Origin of the sequence: Acidithiobacillus sp. (assembly GCF_049965315.1) — a bacterium.
GTDB lineage: Bacteria > Pseudomonadota > Gammaproteobacteria > Acidithiobacillales > Acidithiobacillaceae > Acidithiobacillus_B.
The window spans coordinates 1-17,185 of the sequence record NZ_JBMFWL010000027.1; the positions used below are offsets into that span (position 1 = coordinate 1).

At 64.2% G+C, this 17,185-nt stretch carries 12 protein-coding genes and 1 pseudogene; 8 read left to right on the top strand and 5 right to left on the bottom strand.

Annotated elements, in window-relative coordinates; all coding sequences use genetic code 11:
- The first annotated feature begins 304 nt into the window (after positions 1-304).
- The 4 genes and pseudogenes from ACP5MM_RS07465 to ACP5MM_RS07480 all read left to right on the top strand — a co-directional run bounded on the left by ACP5MM_RS07465 (position 305) and on the right by ACP5MM_RS07480 (position 5,318).
- Positions 305-595 (top strand): hypothetical protein, encoded by a 291-nt coding sequence (locus tag ACP5MM_RS07465; RefSeq protein WP_427931040.1) that lies wholly within the window; start codon positions 305-307, stop codon positions 593-595.
- A gap of 88 nt (positions 596-683) precedes the next feature.
- Positions 684-1,445, top strand: coding sequence for a L,D-transpeptidase (locus ACP5MM_RS07470; protein WP_427931039.1), 762 nt, complete (start codon positions 684-686; stop codon positions 1,443-1,445).
- Positions 1,446-1,494: 49 nt separating this feature from the next.
- Positions 1,495-3,771 (top strand): annotated as a pseudogene (locus tag ACP5MM_RS07475) (penicillin acylase family protein).
- A complete protein-coding gene (locus ACP5MM_RS07480; RefSeq protein WP_427931037.1) occupies positions 3,768-5,318 on the top strand; it encodes a GH3 family domain-containing protein in 1,551 nt (516 codons plus the stop codon). Before ACP5MM_RS07475 ends, ACP5MM_RS07480 begins: the two are co-directional and overlap by 4 nt.
- A gap of 2 nt (positions 5,319-5,320) precedes the next feature.
- On the opposite strand, the gene ACP5MM_RS07485 is transcribed toward ACP5MM_RS07480, so the two are convergent.
- The 4 genes from ACP5MM_RS07485 to ACP5MM_RS07500 are packed head-to-tail and all read right to left on the bottom strand — an operon-like array spanning position 5,321 to position 9,746.
- Positions 5,321-6,409 (bottom strand): HlyD family secretion protein, encoded by a 1,089-nt coding sequence (locus tag ACP5MM_RS07485; protein ID WP_427931036.1) that lies wholly within the window; start codon positions 6,407-6,409, stop codon positions 5,321-5,323.
- A complete protein-coding gene (locus ACP5MM_RS07490) occupies positions 6,399-7,091 on the bottom strand; it encodes an ABC transporter ATP-binding protein (protein WP_427931035.1) in 693 nt (230 codons plus the stop codon). The genes ACP5MM_RS07485 and ACP5MM_RS07490 overlap by 11 nt, the downstream gene beginning before the upstream one ends.
- Before the next feature lies 1 nt (position 7,092).
- A complete protein-coding gene (locus tag ACP5MM_RS07495; protein WP_427931034.1) occupies positions 7,093-8,229 on the bottom strand; it encodes an ABC transporter permease in 1,137 nt (378 codons plus the stop codon).
- Positions 8,226-9,746, bottom strand: a complete 1,521-nt coding sequence (locus tag ACP5MM_RS07500; protein WP_427931033.1) for an efflux transporter outer membrane subunit — start codon at positions 9,744-9,746, stop codon at positions 8,226-8,228. The genes ACP5MM_RS07495 and ACP5MM_RS07500 overlap by 4 nt, the downstream gene beginning before the upstream one ends.
- A gap of 271 nt (positions 9,747-10,017) precedes the next feature.
- Between ACP5MM_RS07500 and ACP5MM_RS07505 the strand changes: the two genes are divergently transcribed.
- From ACP5MM_RS07505 to ACP5MM_RS07515, 3 genes are read left to right on the top strand one after another with little or no spacing between them, the layout of a single operon-like run.
- Positions 10,018-10,545 carry a (2Fe-2S)-binding protein gene (locus ACP5MM_RS07505; protein ID WP_427931032.1) on the top strand — a complete coding sequence of 176 codons (528 nt, stop codon included), beginning with the start codon at positions 10,018-10,020 and terminating at the stop codon, positions 10,543-10,545.
- 2 nt (positions 10,546-10,547) lie between these two features.
- Entirely contained in the window at positions 10,548-12,896 is a 2,349-nt protein-coding gene (locus ACP5MM_RS07510) for a xanthine dehydrogenase family protein molybdopterin-binding subunit (RefSeq protein WP_427931031.1), read from the top strand.
- Positions 12,896-13,945 carry an FAD binding domain-containing protein gene (locus ACP5MM_RS07515; protein WP_427931047.1) on the top strand — a complete coding sequence of 350 codons (1,050 nt, stop codon included), beginning with the start codon at positions 12,896-12,898 and terminating at the stop codon, positions 13,943-13,945. The genes ACP5MM_RS07510 and ACP5MM_RS07515 overlap by 1 nt, the downstream gene beginning before the upstream one ends.
- Before the next feature lie 94 nt (positions 13,946-14,039).
- Here the strand turns inward: ACP5MM_RS07515 and ACP5MM_RS07520 are convergent, their stop codons facing one another.
- On the bottom strand, positions 14,040-14,639 hold the full coding sequence (locus ACP5MM_RS07520) for a nucleotidyltransferase family protein (protein WP_427931030.1): 600 nt from the start codon (positions 14,637-14,639) through the stop codon (positions 14,040-14,042).
- 259 nt (positions 14,640-14,898) lie between these two features.
- Here ACP5MM_RS07520 and ACP5MM_RS07525 point away from each other — a divergent pair, with 259 nt between their 5' ends.
- Positions 14,899-17,184 (top strand): plasma-membrane proton-efflux P-type ATPase, encoded by a 2,286-nt coding sequence (locus ACP5MM_RS07525; RefSeq protein ID WP_427931029.1) that lies wholly within the window; start codon positions 14,899-14,901, stop codon positions 17,182-17,184.
- Position 17,185: the final 1 nt, after the last annotated feature.

The following is a 17,185-nucleotide window of genomic DNA, read 5'->3' on the forward strand; positions in this document are numbered from 1 at the left end:
TTAGGGAAAAAGCCACAGGATACATTACCGTACCGGGACGATTCCAGGATGAGCAGTCCTCCGCGCTCCTGAGACGGCGCCCGAGCGTTGCAAAACGCTCCCGCGTTGTAGCCGGTCCTTCGCCATCCGCCACCATCAAATTGTCCTATAATGAAATTTGCATCGAGAGTGCGGGGCATCATCGGCGCCCTGGCGCTGGAAGATATCGCCCATCCCCCACACCTGATCCAGATGGTGGAGATGTTGCCGTGTTGACCAGCGCACCTGCCCTACCCTCTCTGGATTCCCGGCAGGAGGAACGGCAATGGCCAAGGATGTGATCAGCGACTTTTCCCAGCGCATGACCGTATTGTCCCCCGAGGAAACGGACCTGGATCAGATCGTCAAGAAGATCGACTGTAACCAGCAACGATGCTTCCTGGTCCGCATGTCGAAAAAGACCTACGACCATCTCTGTCTGCGCCTGGGGAACAGCCATAAAGCCGATTGTTGGCTCTCCTCCCGGATCGAGGAGGTGGATACCTTGCCGGATCGCACGGTGGAGACCTATTTGCGCATCATGATGCGCTATTTGTCGGGATCGACCGGCCCATGACCGGGAGGAAAGGCCCGTTGACCCGCGCAACCCCCAGGATACCCTGCCCATGGAATGGAGGCCAATGGCAAAAACAAGGCAACTGATTATGGCGGTTGTGGTTTTTGCCGCCGGTGCCCTACAGGCGCGCGCCGCCGATTTGCCTCAGGCTCCCTTATGGCTTCAGGTCAGCAGCGCGCTCGCGGCCATGCACTACCTGCCGGGGCGGGTCGGCTGGATCGGCCTGCAGACCCGGCATTCCTATCTGCTGTGGCTCTGGCCCAAGGGGACCCCGGCGGCCCTGAAAAACCTGACTCCCGGCGCGCCCTCCTCGCCCCTGCTGTTGGGAGCCCTGGATTATTTCGCCCGCGTCCACGGCTTGCCCTGGTCCAATAGCAGCCTTCAATGGGATGACCGGCGGAACCGCCATCGCCTCTATGCCGCCGTACTTTCCGCCCGGCGTTGCGGGGAACAGGCGCCCAAACCCTTCGTCTGGGTCGATGTGCGCAAATCCGAACCGGAAACGCTGCGCATCTGGGAATATCTCCCCCATGACGACGCGGGCCATTGGGTGTTGCAGAGCCTCGCCAATACCGGCATCCCCGGGGCGGCGACGCCCAACGGTACCTGGCCGGTATATGCCCGTTATGCTTCGACGCGGATGACTGGGTGCTTTCCCCACGGGGAGTGTTATAACGATGCCGACGTTCGCTATGTGAATTATTTCTGGGATGGGCGGGCGGTGCATTTTTTCCCCAGGGCCGGCTATGGTTTCCCGCAAAGCAATGGCTGCGTGGAACTCCCTTTGAGCGCCGCAAAAATGGCTTTCGCATTGATCCATATTGGGACACCGGTAACCATAGCGCCGTAAGATCCGCCAAGCGACCCACCCCTTACCCATGAACGCCAAGGATGATGATATGGTCGATAGCGGGCCCGAAGGAGATGGAAGCGGCAGCCGCAGTCCCGCAGCCCTCCTCCTGCGGATAATCAGCCAGTTGCCGGGGTGCGCTGCCCTTTTTCCACCGCCCGCGCCTCTGGAGACACGACTGGCAACCTTTCCCCGCAGGGACCTCCCCTGCGAAGCCCCGGTGCGGATCCGCTGGAATCCCTACCAGGTGCCCTACATCCAGGCCCGGAGCGACCGCGATCTGGCCTTGGTACTGGGGCTTGTCCACACCCATCTGCGCGAGGGCCAGCTTGCCTTGCTCAAGCGCGCGGCCCAAGGGCGCCTGGCGTAGATCTTCGGCCCGCCGGCGGCAGGGATCGACGAACTGCTGCGAATCCTCGATTTCGGCCGTGCGGTGGGTGGGATCATGGAGCGGATGCCGGCGGACACCCATGTCTGGCTCGGCGCCTTCGTCGCGGGGCTGAATCATTACCAGGAGAAAGCCGGGCCCCCTCCTCCGGAATTCGCCTTATTGGGGCTCCGGCGTGAGCCCTGGACGGTGGCGGAGGTGCTCAGCATCAGCCGGCTCATGGGCGCCGATGTGAATTGGCTCGTCTATTTCACGCTCCTGCGCGAGGAGGGACGGCCGGACTGGCCGCGTATATGGGCGCGGGCGCGGGCGGCGGGCGTGGATTCCGCGACCAGCTTTCGCCGGTCAGGCGACGAGCGCGTCCTGTCGGCCCTTTTCTCGGGCCTTGGCCGTTCCGGGAGCAATTCCGTGGCCCTGTCTCCGGAGAAAAGCGCCAGCGGCGGGGCCCTCATCGCCAGCGACCCGCACTTGGCCCTGTCCCTGCCCAATACCTGGCTTTTATTGGGCGCCCAATCCCCCTCCTATCATGTGGTGGGGCTCATGCCCGTCGGGGTCCCGGTCTTCGCCCTGGGTCGCAACCCCTCCATCGCCTGGGGCGGGACCAACCTGCGCGCCCTGGCGAGCGACCTCTTCGACGTCGGCGGGATCGATCCCGACAGCATCCGCAGCGAACCCTTCCTCATCCGCCGTCGTTTTTGCTTTCCCGCCCGGCGCATCCGCCGTTACACCCCCTTCGGCCCCATCCTCAGCGACGCCCGCGTGCTGCCACGGGGTGAGAAGGAGCTGGCCCTCTCCTGGGTGGGGCACCAGCCCAGCGACGAGGTCACCGCCCTTTTGGCGGCGGCCCGCGCTCGCCACTGCGGGGACTTTCGCGCGAGTTTCGCCGATTTCGGCGTGCCGGGGCAAAATCTGCTCTGCGCCGACAGCCGGGGCAACATCCTCCAGCTTCTCGCCGCCGCCATCCCGGACCGGGCGGAGACAAGCTATCCCGATCTGCTGCGCGATCCCGCCGACCCGCACACCCACTGGACGGGGATCATCCGGACGCCCCAACTCCCCTATGCCCTCAACCCAAGGGAGGGTTATCTGGCCTCGGCCAACAACCGGCCGGTGGAAAGCGATATCCTGATCGGGCTGTTTTTCACCGACAGCGATCGGATCACCCGCTTGCGGGAGGTCCTCAGCGGGCAAGAGAAGTTCTCCCGGCAGGACTTGGCACGGCTGCAAAGGGATACCCGCTCCCCCGCCGCCCAGCGTCTGGCAGGGGAACTCGCCCGCCTCATCCGGGCAGCAGGACAAGGGGAGCGGATCGCCGCGCGCCTCGGCACCTGGGACGGCGACTACCGCCCGAATTCCGCTGCCGCGGCGACCTTCGAGATCCTGCTGTATTATCTCGTCCCCGCCCTCTACGCCGACGGACAGCGGCAGGCGAGCGCCTTGCTCGGCCAGTGGGGCTTCCTCACGAAATACCTGATCCCCGACCTGGAGGCGTTGTCGCCCGCGCGGCGGGCAAGGCTTCTCGGTCAGGCGTTGCGCAAAACGGCAAGACGGGCGAGGCGTCATGCGGTCTGGGGTGACATGCACCGCCTGGAGGCGGCCCATTGGCTGGGGAGACTTCCCGTCCTGGGCAAGGCCTTCCGCCTGGACCGATTCCCCGTGGGCGGTTCCCGGGAAACTCCCATGAAAACCGCCCACGGCCTGGTTGCCGCACCCCATGGCGCCGTTTACGGCTCCCAGGCACGGCATATCTCGGACCTGTCCGACCCAGACGAAAACTACTTCGTCCTTTTCGGAGGCCAGGACGGCTGGCTCGGCAGCGCCAATTTCGCTGACCAGATCGGCCTATGGCGCCAGGGGGATTATATTCGCATGCCCCTCCGTGAGGAAACGATCGCGGCGGAGTTTCCCCTGCTCATGGACCTGGAGCCAGCCCCATGAGGCCCGTGAATGGAACGCCCCTCTTCCGCCTCTATGCGGAAAGGCGACGGCACCACCTGGAACAGCTCGATCCGGCCGCCGCGCAAGCGCAAGAGCTCCGGCAACTCGTCGCCCAGGCCCGCCAGACCCGCTTTGGCCGCGATCACCACTTTGAAAAAATCAACAATGTCATTGACTATCAAAGGCATGTGCCACTGCGCCGCTATGAAGATTTCCTGGCGGAGTACTGGCGCCCCTTTTTTCCGGTGCTGACGGACGTCACCTGGCCCGGCCGCATCCCCTTTTTCGCCCTCAGTTCCGGCACGTCGTCGGGAGCGAGCAAGGCCATCCCCGTCAGCCATGCAATGGTGCGCGCCAACCGCCGCGCCGCCCTGGATGTCCTTGTCTGGCACCTGGCCAGCCGCCCCCGCGGGCAGCCTCTGGCCGGCAAGACCCTCATCCTGGGTGGCAGCACCGCCCTCACCCGCCTAACGACCGGGGTGTACAGCGGCGATCTGAGCGGCATCGCGGCCAAGACCATCCCCTTTTGGGCCAAGCCCTATACCCTGCCGGGAAGCAAACTCGCCCTCCTCGCCGATTGGGATGAAAAGCTCGAACGCATCGCCGGGGCCGCCATCCACGAGCCCATCCGGGTGCTCAGCGGCACGCCCAGTTGGCTCATCCTCCTCTTCGAACGGATATTGGCCCTCCGCGGGGGCAAGGGGCCGGCGCTCCCCGAACTGGAACTGCTCATCCACGGCGGGGTCGCCTTCGCCCCCTACGCGGACCGTTTCGCGGATTACCTCCGCGCCACGGGCGCCGCGACGCGGGAGGTCTATGCGGCCAGCGAAGGATTCATCGCCGTCGCCGACCGCGGCCCCGGCGAGGGTTTGCGGCTGCTGCCCGACAACGGGATATTCTTCGAATTCGTCCCTGTAGAAGAGTTGAGCGCGCCGCGCCCCACGCGTCACTGGCTGGGCAATCTGGAAACCGGGATCCCTTATGCCGTCGTCCTGAGCAGCAACGCCGGCCTATGGTCCGACGTGATCGGCGACACGGTGCGCTTTGTCGATCGCCAACCGCCCCGCCTCCTGGTCACCGGGCGCCTCTCCTACATGATGTCCGCCTTTGGCGAGCATCTGACCGGCGAGGAGATCGAGCAGGCGGTCCTGGAGGCAGCGCGACGCATGGATATGCAGATCACCGATTTCAGCATGGGGGCCGAATTTCCCTCGGGCCCCGACACCAGGGGGCGCCATACCTATATCATCGAATGCGGCAGGCCTTTGCCGCCTGCGGCGGCCCGGCCGGCCTTGGCTGGACGTTTCGCAGCGCATATTGACGCCACCCTCATGGAACGGAATGCCGACTACCGGGAGCATCGGCGAAACGATGTGCAACTGGATGCCCCACGGGTCATCCTCGTCGACCCCGGCACCTTTGCCCACTGGCTGCGCGCCCGCGGCAGGCTGGGCGGTCAGAACAAGGTGCCCCGGGTGATCAACGACCAGGCGCTTTTTGCGGACCTGAAAGACCATGTGGCGGCAGTCCAGGGGGATCGTTTTTAGGGTTATGGCTTCTTTCCTATATACACATCCACCAGTTCGCCGGGGAAGAGGTTCATGTGCTCGGGGGGTTTGAACTTGAAGAGGATCGGCAGCACCCTGACGTCCACCTTTTCCGTCCGCTGGTCCGACAGTTCGATCTTCGGCGTCACGTAGGGCTGGATCCGGACGAACTGCAAGGGCACGCTGACGTTGTCGAGGCCCCGGATGAACATCTTCGCGGTGATGTCCGCGGGAGCGGGGAGCCGCGGAACCAGGATCTCATCCAGATAGGCGCGGACCTGCAGATAGCCGCTCTTCCTGCCCATCACCACGACCGGATCCATCCCCTGCGTATAGGTGCCGTAGACGCCTTGCGGAGATGCGTAACTGCCGATGGCGGTGCTGATGCGCAGGACATCGCCGGTGACCGGCGCGCGCACGACATATTCCCGCAATAGAGCGTTATTGGACGCGTAGGTCTTTTGGGCGGCCTGATAAATGGCGGCCTGATTCCGGATATCGTAACTCCAGGCGCCGACCTTGGTCAGGGCATACTGCGCCTGTGCCACCTTGAGATTGTTCTCGGCAATCAGGACGGAGTTTCGCACGTTCTCCAGGGCAAGCGTGCTCACCGCCTGCGGATTGATGGCCATTTCCTTTTTGGTGATTGCCAGTTGCGCCTGTTGGTATTGAAGGCTGGCTCGGGCATATTCGACTTGCTTTTTCGCAATGGTAAGGGTTTCTTTCCGGGGTTCGGCGCGCAGTTCCTGCAGCAAGGCCAAGGCCGCCTGGGCCTGGGCCTTGTTCTGGGCGACCACCTCCTTTTGCACGGAATCATCAATGGCGAAGAGCGGCGTCCCCTTCGCCACCAGTTGTCCTTCATGGACAAAGATGCGGGTTACCCTTCCGGACACCTGGGGATAGATGTTGATGTTTTCCCCATTGGCCGCATAACTCTCGATGATGCCGTTGGCATAGATCCCGTTGACGTAGGGATTGTAGTTGGTGGCTATCGGGGGCAGGGGCGGCGTTTGCCGGCTGTATATATAGGCGCTGACCAGGCCGATGAGGATCCCGACGATGGCCAGCCCGAAAAGTATCTTATTTCTCATGGTTCGCTCCGGTCCCGGGGACGATTCTGCCATCTTCCATGCGAATGATCCGCGTCGCGTATTCGTAAATTCTGCTGTCGTGGGTGACGATGATGATCGCCCGCCGCTCGTTCAAAATATGTTCCTTGACGAAGGCGACAATTTTCCTGCCGGTCTCTCCATCCAGAGAGGCGGTGGGCTCATCGAAAATCAGCAAGTCCGGCTGGGCAACGATGGCGCGGGCGATGGCCACCCGTTGTTGCTCGCCCCCGCTCAGCTTGTAGGGAGGCAGGCCTTCTTTTTCCGCCAGGCCAACGATCTGCAATGTTTGGCGCGCCTCCGCCAGACTTTTCTCCCAGGGCTCGCGCCGGAGAATCAGCGGAATGGCCACATTTTCCAGGGTGGTCAGCCGCGGAAAGAGATGGTAATCCTGAAAGACGAAACCGATGGTCTGGAGACGGAAACCGGCCAGGGCATCGCTGCCCAGTTTCCAGATATCCGTCTCCTTCACCACCACGTCGCCGTCATCAGGGCGCAAGATGCCGGAGATGATGCTCAACAGCGTGGTCTTACCGGAGCCGGAGGGGCCGACGATATAGAGCATCTCGCCGAAGTCCACCGCGAAGCTGACCTCGCGCAGCGCATAGGTCTGGTTGGGCGCTTCGCCAAAGGACTTCGAGATATTCGAAGCGGTCAGGATCATGCTAGCCCCGGAAGACGTCAAAGGGGTCGATGCGGATGACTTTTCGAATGCCGATATAGCTGGAAAAGACGGATATGACCAAGACCATGATGAGGGCCAGAAACAGATTTTCATAGGTGACCATGGCGGCGTAGTTGGCTACCTTCAGTTTCGCAATACCGATCATGGTGGAGGACAAGAGCACGCCGAAGCCAAAACCCAGAAAGCCCACGACCAGCGACTGGAAAACGATCATCTGGATCAGCTCGCCGCTTTTCGCGCCGATGGCCTTGAGCGCGCCGAAATGCTCCAGGTTGTCCAGGACGAACATGTAAAAGGTCTCTCCGGCAATGGATAGTCCGACCAAAAAACTGATCAGGGTCATGATCAGGATGTTGGTGCCCATCCCGGTTTTGTATTCGTAGAATTTATCATTGCGGGCGATGAATTGCTGATCGGTCAAGGCCAGGTAACCCAAATTCCATACCTGCCGCTCGATGGCGGCGATATCCTGGGTGCTTTTCGGCTGCACCAGGATATAGGAGATCAGGTAGCGGGTGGAGGGCAGATCCTGGGTGGCGCGGTTGTAGGTGGTATACAGGGTCGGCAAGCCGAACAGGCCCGGCACCGAGGTGTGGGCCAGGGCCACGACCACCGCGCGGTGGTCGTTGATTTCAAAGCTGGTTCCTATCTTTGGACTATCCAGCTTGGCATAGTTGGCATCCTTGACCATGATAAAGGCATTGTTCTTGTAAATATCCAGAATATTGCCGGAGATGATCGCCGGCCGGCCGAAGAGGCTGGCGTCGTCCAGACCGATGATGGTGGCGGACTGATAGGTGCCGTCATTGAGCTTGACGAGGCCCGCACCCACATACAGGGGAACCGCAAACTTCACGCCGGGGATGCTGCGGACCGCGTCGAGCACATAGTCCGGGATGGGGATGCTGTTTTGCGGGGTTTCGACGGCGGGGTCCATTACCCACATCTTGGCGCCGACGTTCACGATGTTGGCCGCGGATTGATAGAGGATCCCGGAAAACATGGAGGTCATCTGCATCATCAGAAAGACGGAGAAGGTGATGCCGATGACCAGCGTGGCAAATTTGCCCTTGTCATTGAGCAGCAGTTTCAGGGCGATGCGGAGCAGACCGTTCATGGCTGCTGGCCTTTTGCCTGACCATCCTGTTGGCCGGTAGCCGCGGCTTTCCCCCAGTAATCGCCGCCCAAGGCCACGAAGAGGGCGGTGGTGTCCTGGTACCGCTGCGCCTCGGCGCGAAGGAAGGCGATGCGGGCGCTCTGGTAGGTGACTTCGGCGTTGAGCAGGGAAAGGTAGTCGGTGGAGCCGGAACGGTAGCCGGCTTCGGCAAGGGCCAACGCCTGCCGGGCCGTTTGCAGGGAACGGGATTGGGTGCGGACGCTGGCCCCATCATGCTCGAGGGCGCGCAGGGCGTCGGCCACTTGTCCGAAGGCGCCAAGGACGGTGGACCGGTAGCCGGCAAAGGTGGCGTCGTAGGCAGCATAGGCGGCCCGCTCCTGGGCGCGCAGTTTGCCGCCCTCGAAGAGGGGCTGGGCCAAGGCCCCGGCAACGCCCCAGACACTGCTCAAGGGGTTGAAGAAGAGGTCCGGCGTGAGACTGCTGGCGCCGAAGGAAGCGGAGAGGGTCACGATGGGAAAGAACTGCGCCTTGGCCACCCCGATTTGGGCGAGGGCATAGCGCATCTGCTGCTCGGCGGCCTGGATATCCGGGCGATGCTCTACCAGGGTCGAGGGCAAGGCGACGGGGATTTGCCGGGGCAGGGTGATCTCTTCCAGTGTGAAGGGCTTTTCCTGCCACTGGCTGGGGAATTCTCCCGCCAGGATGGCCATCTGATGCTGGTATACCGCCAGTTGCTGCTGCAGGGGTGGGAGCGTGGCTTCACTGGCGAGCACTTGGCTCCGCTGGGTCAGGACATTGAGATAGGGTACGCCACCGCCCCGGTATTGGGCTTCGGTCAGCTTGAGCAGGGCCCGTTCCTGGGCGATGATGGCCTCGGTGGCGGCGATCTGGGCCTGGGTAGATGCCTGGCCGATGGCCGTGTTGACCACGTTGCCGGCGAGGGTGAGGCGCGCCGCCTCCAGCTCATAGCGCTGATAGGTCATCTGGGCTTCGCTGCCCCGGTAGATGAGGCGGTTGACGCCGAAGATATCGGGATAATAGGTCACCCCTACGCTCCCGGTGAAGAGGGAATAGGTGAAACCGGAAATGCGTCCGCCGAAGGCGGCTCCGGAATTCTTGCTGCGCGAGGCCCCTAGATTGCCGGTGACCTGCGGATAGAAGATGCTGGCGTTGACCGCCATGTTGGCCTGGGCCTGGCGGAGTTGGGCCTGGGCCGCGGCGATGCTGGGGCTGTTGCGCAGCGCCTGCGCCACCAGGGCGTCCAGGCGCGGGGAATGGAAGAAGGTCCACCAGTCGGCGTCGAGATTCTGACCATAGCTGAAATGTTGTATGGTGCCGCCGCCGTCCGCTGATCCGGCCGTTTTTTGCGGGGGCGGTCCAGCCGTGTAGCCCGGATTGGCGGGCACCTGGGGCAGATGCAAGGGAGGCTCGAAGCTGCATGCGGAGAGGCCTGCGCCTGCGGCCAGCGCGACAGCCAACGCCCTGCAGAACGCCCGATTAGCAATGACCTTGCCCATATTTCTCCGATCTCCGCCTGATTCCAGACAATCCTCAATCCTGCCGGTCTGCCAGATAGAGATTGCGGTCATCATGTAATGGTGCGCGCTCTTCTCGTGTGAAGGATAGGAGTGCGCCGTGAGATGCGCAAGGTTCTTGGGTGACGATCATCCCCGGCCTTGGTCGGCGACCAAAGTTTGAAGCCGCCCCCATGGGCGTCTACACTGAAGGCATCTTCGCCGCACCCTGTTCCAGGGGGCGTGGGCATTTCCAGAGTGAGAGCCGACCCCGATGAAAGAAGATCCGCAGGAGAACGAAAAATCGACCGCCGCTTCCGTCCTTGGCCCCGGTGCCGTGCCGGTGGTCCTCCGGGTCAATGGCGAAGCCCATCCCTTGCTGATCGAACCGCGCACCACCCTGGCCGAAGCCCTGCGCGGGCCCCTGGGCCTCACGGGCACCAAGATCGCCTGTAACCAGGGCGCCTGCTCGGCCTGCACCGTCTGGCTCGACGGTCTCGTGGTGGCCTCCTGCGGCATCCTGGCCATCGAGGTGGGGGAACGGCAGATCACCACCATTGAAGGCTTGGCCGGGGAGGATCGGCTGCATCCCGTCCAGGAGGCCTTCATCGCCCACGACGCCGTGCAGTGCGGCTTTTGCACCCCCGGCCTGGTGATGAGTTGCGCCGCCCTGCTGGCGGGGAACCCCCACCCGGGCGAGGCAGAGATCCGGACCGCCATCAGCGGTCATCTCTGCCGCTGCGGAACCTATCCCCATGTCGTCCGAGCTGTCTTGGCCCTGGCCGAAGCGGAAGGAGATTGAGCATGGATGACGAAGTCCCGCGGCGCCGGGAGAGATTCCCTTACGGCCTGGCCCATCTGGGGCTTGACGAGGTGGAACGGGAGATCCCCGCCGACGAGCCGCCGCCATTGGCGCCCAATGCCGAGCTGACGCAGATCGGCAAAGACATACGCCGCTGGGATGCCCGAGCCAAGGTTACCGGCGCAGCCCTTTATACGGTGGATGTGCATCTGCCGGGAATGCTTCATGCAGCGATCCTGCGCTCGCCTTTGCCCCATGCCCGCATTCGCTCCCTGGATCTCTCCCCGGCCGCCGCTCTGCCCGGCGTCCATGCGGTCCTGACCGTAGTGGAGCCCCCGGCCGATGGCGGCCCCATGGTGCTGCGCTATGTCGGCCAACCCGTCGCCGCCCTGGCGGCAGAGACGCCGGCCCTGGCGGAAGCGGCACTGCGCCTGATCCGAGTGGAGTACGAGCCCTTGCCCTTCGTTGTGGACCTCGATGAGGCCAGGCAGGCGGATGCCCCCATCGTTTACCGGGATTTCGAACTGGACGATATCCCCTCGGCCGGCCTGCCCGCCGCTGCCGCTGATCTCCCCATCGTGGGCAACATCCGGGGGCCCGAGAGCCGGGGCAGCCGCGGCGACATCGATGCCGGCTTCGCCGCCGCCGAGATCGTGGTAGACGGAACCTATCATACCCGGGTGCAGACCCATTGCTGCCTGGAACCCCACGCCATCGTTGCTGCGTGGCAGGAGGACGGCCTCAATGTCTGGATGTCCACCCAGTTCACGGCGGGCATACGCGCCCAGTTGGCCCGTTACTTCCAGTTGCCCCTTTCCCAGGTGCGGGTACGGGTGGAGGCCGTTGGCGGCGGTTTCGGTTCCAAGTCCCAGATCGGCCTCTACGGGCGCACGGCGGTAGCCCTTTCCCGGCTGGCCAAGGCGCCGGTGCGCCTGGTCCATCGCCGCGACGAGGAACAGATGGATAGCGGCAACCGCCCATCCAGTGAGCAGCATCTGCGCATCGGCGCCCGCCGCGATGGCACTCTGACGGCGCTTTCCCTGCATTCCTGCGGCAGCGCCGGCATCGCCTTCGGCGCCGGCGTTGGCAATATGGCCAGCGCTTTGTACCGCTGCCCCCATGTGGAATCCCGGCAGTACGATGTCTTCACCCATGCCGGCCCCAGTTGCCCCATGCGCGGTCCCGGCAATACCCAGGGTGCCTTCGCCCTGGAACAGGCCATTGACGAACTGGCGGAAAAGCTCGCCATGGACCCTCTTGCCCTGCGCGACGCCATCGACCCCAGCCCCGTTCGCCGGGAGGAACGCCGTCTGGGCGCCGCGCGCATCGGCTGGGCGCAGCGCCGGCCGCCGGGAGCCGACCAGGGGCCCGTCAAGCGCGGCATGGGCATGGCCCAATCCCTGTGGCCGGCCAATGTGCAGATCAACGCCGCCTGCGAACTGCGGCTGTGGCGTGACGGCACCGTTGAAGTCCTGTCCAGCGTCCAGGACATCGGCACCGGCATCGGTACGGTCCTGGCCCAGGTGGTCGCCGAGGAACTGGGTCTGCGGCCGGAAGACATCCGGGTACGCATCGGAGACACGGAGTTTCCCTCCGGACCACCCTCCTACGGCAGCCGCACCACCGCCTCCATCACCCCCCCAGCCCGCACCGCCGCGTGGCAAATCAAAGAGGCCCTGTTCCGCTCCATCGCCTCGGGCTGGCAGGTGGATCCGCAACGATTGACCGTGCAGGACGGCTGGATTCAATTGCGCGATGACCCGCAACGGCGCATCTCCTGGCGGGAGGCGGCCGCCGCCCTGCGCACCGACCGCATCAGCGCCTTTGCCGGGCGGAGCGATGACTATGCCGGTTTCCGCAGCCGCTCGGGCGACGCGGCCATGGCGCTGAACGACCTGGGCGGAGTCCAGTTCGCCGCAGTGGAAGTGGACACGGAAACCGGCATCATCCGCGTGGAGCGGGTGGTGGCCGTTCAGGATTGCGGGCGTCCCATCAACCCCCTGCAAATCGAAAGCCAGGTACAGGGAGGGGTGCTCATGGGCGTTTCCTATGCCCTGCTGGAGGAACGGATATTGGATAGCCACACCGGCTGGATGCTCAATCCCAATCTCGTCGATTATAAGTTGCTCGGGGCGGGGGACATCCCCCGGATAGAGGTCGTCCTGCTGGAGAACTATCAGGGTCTCAGCGCCACGGATGCCTATGGGATCGCCGAACCCGCCAATATTCCCACGGCCGCCGCCATCGCCAATGCCGTCTACAACGCCGTCGGCGTCCGCATGCGCTCCTTGCCCATGACGCCGGCGGTGGTGCTCCACGCCCTCGGCGCCGCAGGCGGAAGGGCGAGTTGATGGAGGCCTTCGAGTGGCAACAGGCCCAGTCGCCGGCAGACGCCGCCGCCCTCGTCACCCACACCACCGCCGAGGCGATGCTCACGCTGCAGGCCCGGCCAAGCGAACGGCAAGCCATACTCGTGAAGGCCGGCGGGGTGGACCTGCTGGATCTCATGAAGGAAGGCCTGGCAATCCCCCGCCGCCTGGTGGACATCAGCCAATTGCGGGAACTGCAAGGCATCTCCACCGGTGATGACGGCAGCCTGCGCATCGGCGCCCTGACCACCCTGGCCCAGATCGCCGTACACCCTGGTCTCCGGCAGAGCCATGCCGCGTTGGCACAGGCGGCCGCCATGGCGGCCAGCCCGCAAATCCGCAACCGCGCCACCCTGGGCGGGAACCTGCTGCAGCGGCCGCGCTGCTGGTACCTGCGCTCCGCCGCGCACCACTGTTTGCGCAAGGGTGGTGGACACTGCTTCGCCTTTGCGGGCGACAATCGCTACCACGCCGTTTTTGCCAACCACGGTTGCGCCATCGTCCATTCCTCCACCCCGGCCACCGCGCTCCTGGCTTTCCATGCCCAAGTTGAGATTCTCCATCCGCGGGGCCAGCGCTACCGCCTTCCTCTGGAGGATTTTTTCGTTTTGCCCGAAGCGGATATGCACCGGGAAAACATCCTCGGGCCCGGGGAAATCCTGACGGCGGTATGGCTGCCGCCGCAGATGCCGGCCAATCGTTCCCTTTATCTCCAGGTTGCCGAAAAGACGGCCTTCGACTGGCCCCTCGCGGCCGTGGCGGTAGTCCTGGATCTCGACGCGGCGGGCCTTTGCCGGGAGGCGAGTATCGTGCTCGGGGCAGCGGCGCCGGTTCCCTGGCGGGCGCGACAGGCCGAAGCCCTGCTGAGGGGGGCGGCCATCAACGGAGAAACGGCGGAGGCGGCGGGAGAAGCGGCGCTGGCGGGAGCAACGCCCTTGGCACAGAATGCCTACAAACTACCCTTGCTGGCAACCTTGGTGCGCCGCGCCGTATTGGGTGCTGCCTTGCCGCAGGATCAGCGGGCGCCATGATTCTGAAATCGACGCGATGTGGTGGCCGTAGCCTCGAAGAGAGTGACCCCGCAACGGTCAAATCTTCCTTACGCGAGAACCGCTTCCGCCCGCCTCAGCCCACGCCCGCAGATTCGCAGAAGGCCAGGTCTTCCGGGGTATCGATATCCCAATGTACGCCGGGGTCCGCGCACGGGTATAGGCGCAGCTCGTCGAGATGCCGCGCCACGATGCTCCGCGCCCCTTCGTCTCCCTCCAGCCCGCAGAGGGCGCTCCCCAGGGGCCGGGAAAAACCGACGGGATGCCCTCGCCGGCCAGCGTAGAGGGGTGCGGCCAACATCGCCCCGTCCCGTAGCAACTCCGCCACCCCGTGGATGGTGCCCTTCCGAACAAAGGGCATATCCGCCAGCGCGATGATCCAGGCGTCCGCCTCCGCGCTCTCCCGCACCCCGCAGGCGATGCTGCGCCCCATGCCTTGCGGCGCTTCCGGACAGGGCAGCACGGGGACGCCATGATCCGCGAAGAGTCGAGCCAATGCCTTGTCTGCGGGATGGACAACCGCAATCAGCCGATCCGCACCCCCCAGCAGCGCGCGGGCGGAGGCAAGGGCCATGGGCGTCCCGTCGGCAAGGGGCTGGAGCTGCTTCGGAGTGCCGAAGCGGCGGCTCGCGCCCGCCGCCAGGAGGACACCCGCGATCACGCCCCGGCTAGGCATATGCTTGCGCGGGTATCCGTTGCCGGAGAGGAATGGAGGTCATGGCACAAGGCCTGCTGCCGCAAGGGACCATCGCCCCTTGCGGAGGTGCTATTTTCTCCTGCATCTCCCTATCTCCTGGAGCGTCGCGAAAAGCGCGAAGGCCGCGCAAATCCATAAAAACCTCATCCCCTGTAGAGGTTTTGCCGGCAAGCGGCGCAACCTTTATCCCGATCATGCGTCATAATATGCTCACGAACCACAAAAATGGAGAAGCCGCATGGAAACCAGTGCCGGATTGACCACTGCCGAGGCGCGACAGCGGCTCGCCCGCTTCGGCCCCAATGCCGTGGTCGAAAAAAAGCCTCGGACCTGGCTGCTCTTTCTCCATAAATTCTGGGCCCCGGTGCCGTGGATGCTGGAGTTGACCCTGATCCTGGAAGGGATCCTCGGCAAGTGGCCGGAGGCGGTGATCGTCGCCCTGCTGCTCATTTTCAATGCAGTGCTGGGCTTTAGCCAGGAGCGCAAGGCCCAGGGGGCCCTGGAACTATTAAAACAGCGCCTGCGCATCACGGCGCGGGTGCGCCGCGATGGGGAATGGCAGAGCATCCCCGCCGCAGAGCTGGTGCCTGGTGATCTGGTCCATGTGCGCGTGGGGGATATCGTTCCGGCCGATCTTACCATCAGCGAAGGGGATGTCCTCGTGGACCAGTCGGCACTGACGGGTGAATCGGTACCCGTGGAGCGCAGCGCGGGGACGGACCTGTACTCCGCTTCCATGGTCCGCCGGGGGGAAGCCAGCGCTACGGTGAAGGCCACCGGGGCACAAAGCTATTTTGGCAAAACCGCCGAACTGGTGCGCGGCGCCGGTGCCAAGAGCCATCTGGAAACGCTGGTCCTGGCCATTGTCCGCTATCTGGTCCTGATGGACGGCCTGTTGGTGGCCGCCATCCTCGTCTACGCCACCCTGACCGGCATGCCGCTGGCGGAGATCCTTCCCTTCGCTTTGATCCTTCTCGTCGCCTCGGTGCCGGTGGCCCTCCCCGCCACCTTTACCCTGGCCACCGCCATGTCCTCCCTGAATCTGGCCCGGCGCGGCGTTCTGGTGACGCGCCTGGCGGCCATCGAGGAGGCGGCGGCCATGACGGACCTGTGCAGCGACAAGACCGGCACCCTCACTCAGAATTGCCTCAGCCTGCTGGACTTGAAGGTCTGGGCAGACAGCAGTACGGCAGAGCTGCTGGCCATGGCCGCCCTGGCCAGCGACGCCGCCACCCAGGACCCCATTGATTTGGCGATTCTCCAGGCGGCGCGGGATAAAGGGGTGACCAGCCCCGGTCGCGACGGTTTTGTGCCCTTCGACCCCAGCACCAAGCGTTCCGAAGGCACCTTTCAGAAGGACGGCAGCACCTGGCGCGCCATGAAGGGAGCGCCCCAGATCATTGCCCCCTTGGCCCAGGTCACGGACTGGGAAGGCCCCACGGAGACCCTCGCCAATCAGGGGGCGCGGGTCCTCGCCGTCGCGGCGGGGCCGGAAGGCGCACCGCGCTTCCTCGGCCTGCTGGCCCTGGCCGACCCCATCCGCCCCGACGCGGTGCAGGTATTGCAGAGCCTGCACCAGCTCGGCGTCATGGTGCGCATGGTCACCGGCGACAGCACGGCGACGGCCAAAACCGTCGCTGGCGAACTGGGCCTGAGAGGGCAGGTTTGCGATCGCGCGGATATTGGCGAAGATTGCGCCGTTTATGCCGGCGTCTTCCCCGAAGACAAGTTTCATCTGGTGCAAGGCCTGCAAAAACAGGGAAAAATCGTGGGCATGACGGGCGACGGGGTCAATGACGCCCCGGCCCTCAAGCAGGCGGAGGTCGGGATAGCCGTAGAAAGCGCCACGGATGTGGCCAAGGCCGCCGCCAGCCTGGTCCTCACCACGCCGGGCCTAAGCGGGGTGGCCGATGCCGTGGAAACGGGCCGACGGGTCTACCAGCGGATGCTCACCTACACCCTCAACAAGATTGTCAAGACCTTCCAGGTCGCCCTCTTCCTGAGCCTCGGCCTGCTGATTTTTCGCGATTTCGTGGTTACCCCCCTGCTGGTCCTCCTGTTACTCTTTGCCAATGACTTTGTCACCATGTCTTTGGCCGGCGACCGGGTACGCCCATCGCCCAAACCCGATCGCTGGCAGGTACGCACCCTGGTCTTTTCGTCCCTGGTGGTGGCCATCGCCTGGCTGATCTATATTTTCGCCATCTATCTCGCGGGCAAGTCTCTGCATTTGCCCCTGGCGGGCATCCAGACCCTCGATTTTCTGGGTTTGGTCTTTTCGGGTCTGGCCAATGTCTTCCTGGTGCGGGAGCGTGGCCATCTCTGGGCCTCCCGCCCCGGCCAATTCCTGCTCTGGGCCAGCCTCGCCGACGTGGTGGTGGTGAGTGGCCTGGCGACCCAAGGCTGGCTCATGGCCCCCCTGCCCCTGGCCTTCATCCTGGGCCTACTGGCAGCCACCCTCCTCTATACCCTCCTGCTGGATCAGATCAAGGTGCCGCTCTTGCGCCATCTCACCAGCGCCTGAA

Bases quoted from the DNA above. Each gene is read 5' to 3' on its own strand.
- ACP5MM_RS07465 (WP_427931040.1), top strand. From the start codon at position 305: ATGGCCAAGGATGTGATCAGCGACTTTTCCCAGCGCATGACCGTATTG.
- ACP5MM_RS07470 (WP_427931039.1), top strand. From the start codon at position 684: ATGGCGGTTGTGGTTTTTGCCGCCGGTGCCCTACAGGCGCGCGCCGCC.
- ACP5MM_RS07480 (WP_427931037.1), top strand. From the start codon at position 3,768: ATGAGGCCCGTGAATGGAACGCCCCTCTTCCGCCTCTATGCGGAAAGG.
- ACP5MM_RS07485 (WP_427931036.1), bottom strand. From the start codon at position 6,409: ATGAGAAATAAGATACTTTTCGGGCTGGCCATCGTCGGGATCCTCATC.
- ACP5MM_RS07490 (WP_427931035.1), bottom strand. From the start codon at position 7,091: ATGATCCTGACCGCTTCGAATATCTCGAAGTCCTTTGGCGAAGCGCCC.
- ACP5MM_RS07495 (WP_427931034.1), bottom strand. From the start codon at position 8,229: ATGAACGGTCTGCTCCGCATCGCCCTGAAACTGCTGCTCAATGACAAG.
- ACP5MM_RS07500 (WP_427931033.1), bottom strand. From the start codon at position 9,746: ATGGGCAAGGTCATTGCTAATCGGGCGTTCTGCAGGGCGTTGGCTGTC.
- ACP5MM_RS07505 (WP_427931032.1), top strand. From the start codon at position 10,018: ATGAAAGAAGATCCGCAGGAGAACGAAAAATCGACCGCCGCTTCCGTC.
- ACP5MM_RS07510 (WP_427931031.1), top strand. From the start codon at position 10,548: ATGGATGACGAAGTCCCGCGGCGCCGGGAGAGATTCCCTTACGGCCTG.
- ACP5MM_RS07515 (WP_427931047.1), top strand. From the start codon at position 12,896: ATGGAGGCCTTCGAGTGGCAACAGGCCCAGTCGCCGGCAGACGCCGCC.
- ACP5MM_RS07520 (WP_427931030.1), bottom strand. From the start codon at position 14,639: ATGCCTAGCCGGGGCGTGATCGCGGGTGTCCTCCTGGCGGCGGGCGCG.
- ACP5MM_RS07525 (WP_427931029.1), top strand. From the start codon at position 14,899: ATGGAAACCAGTGCCGGATTGACCACTGCCGAGGCGCGACAGCGGCTC.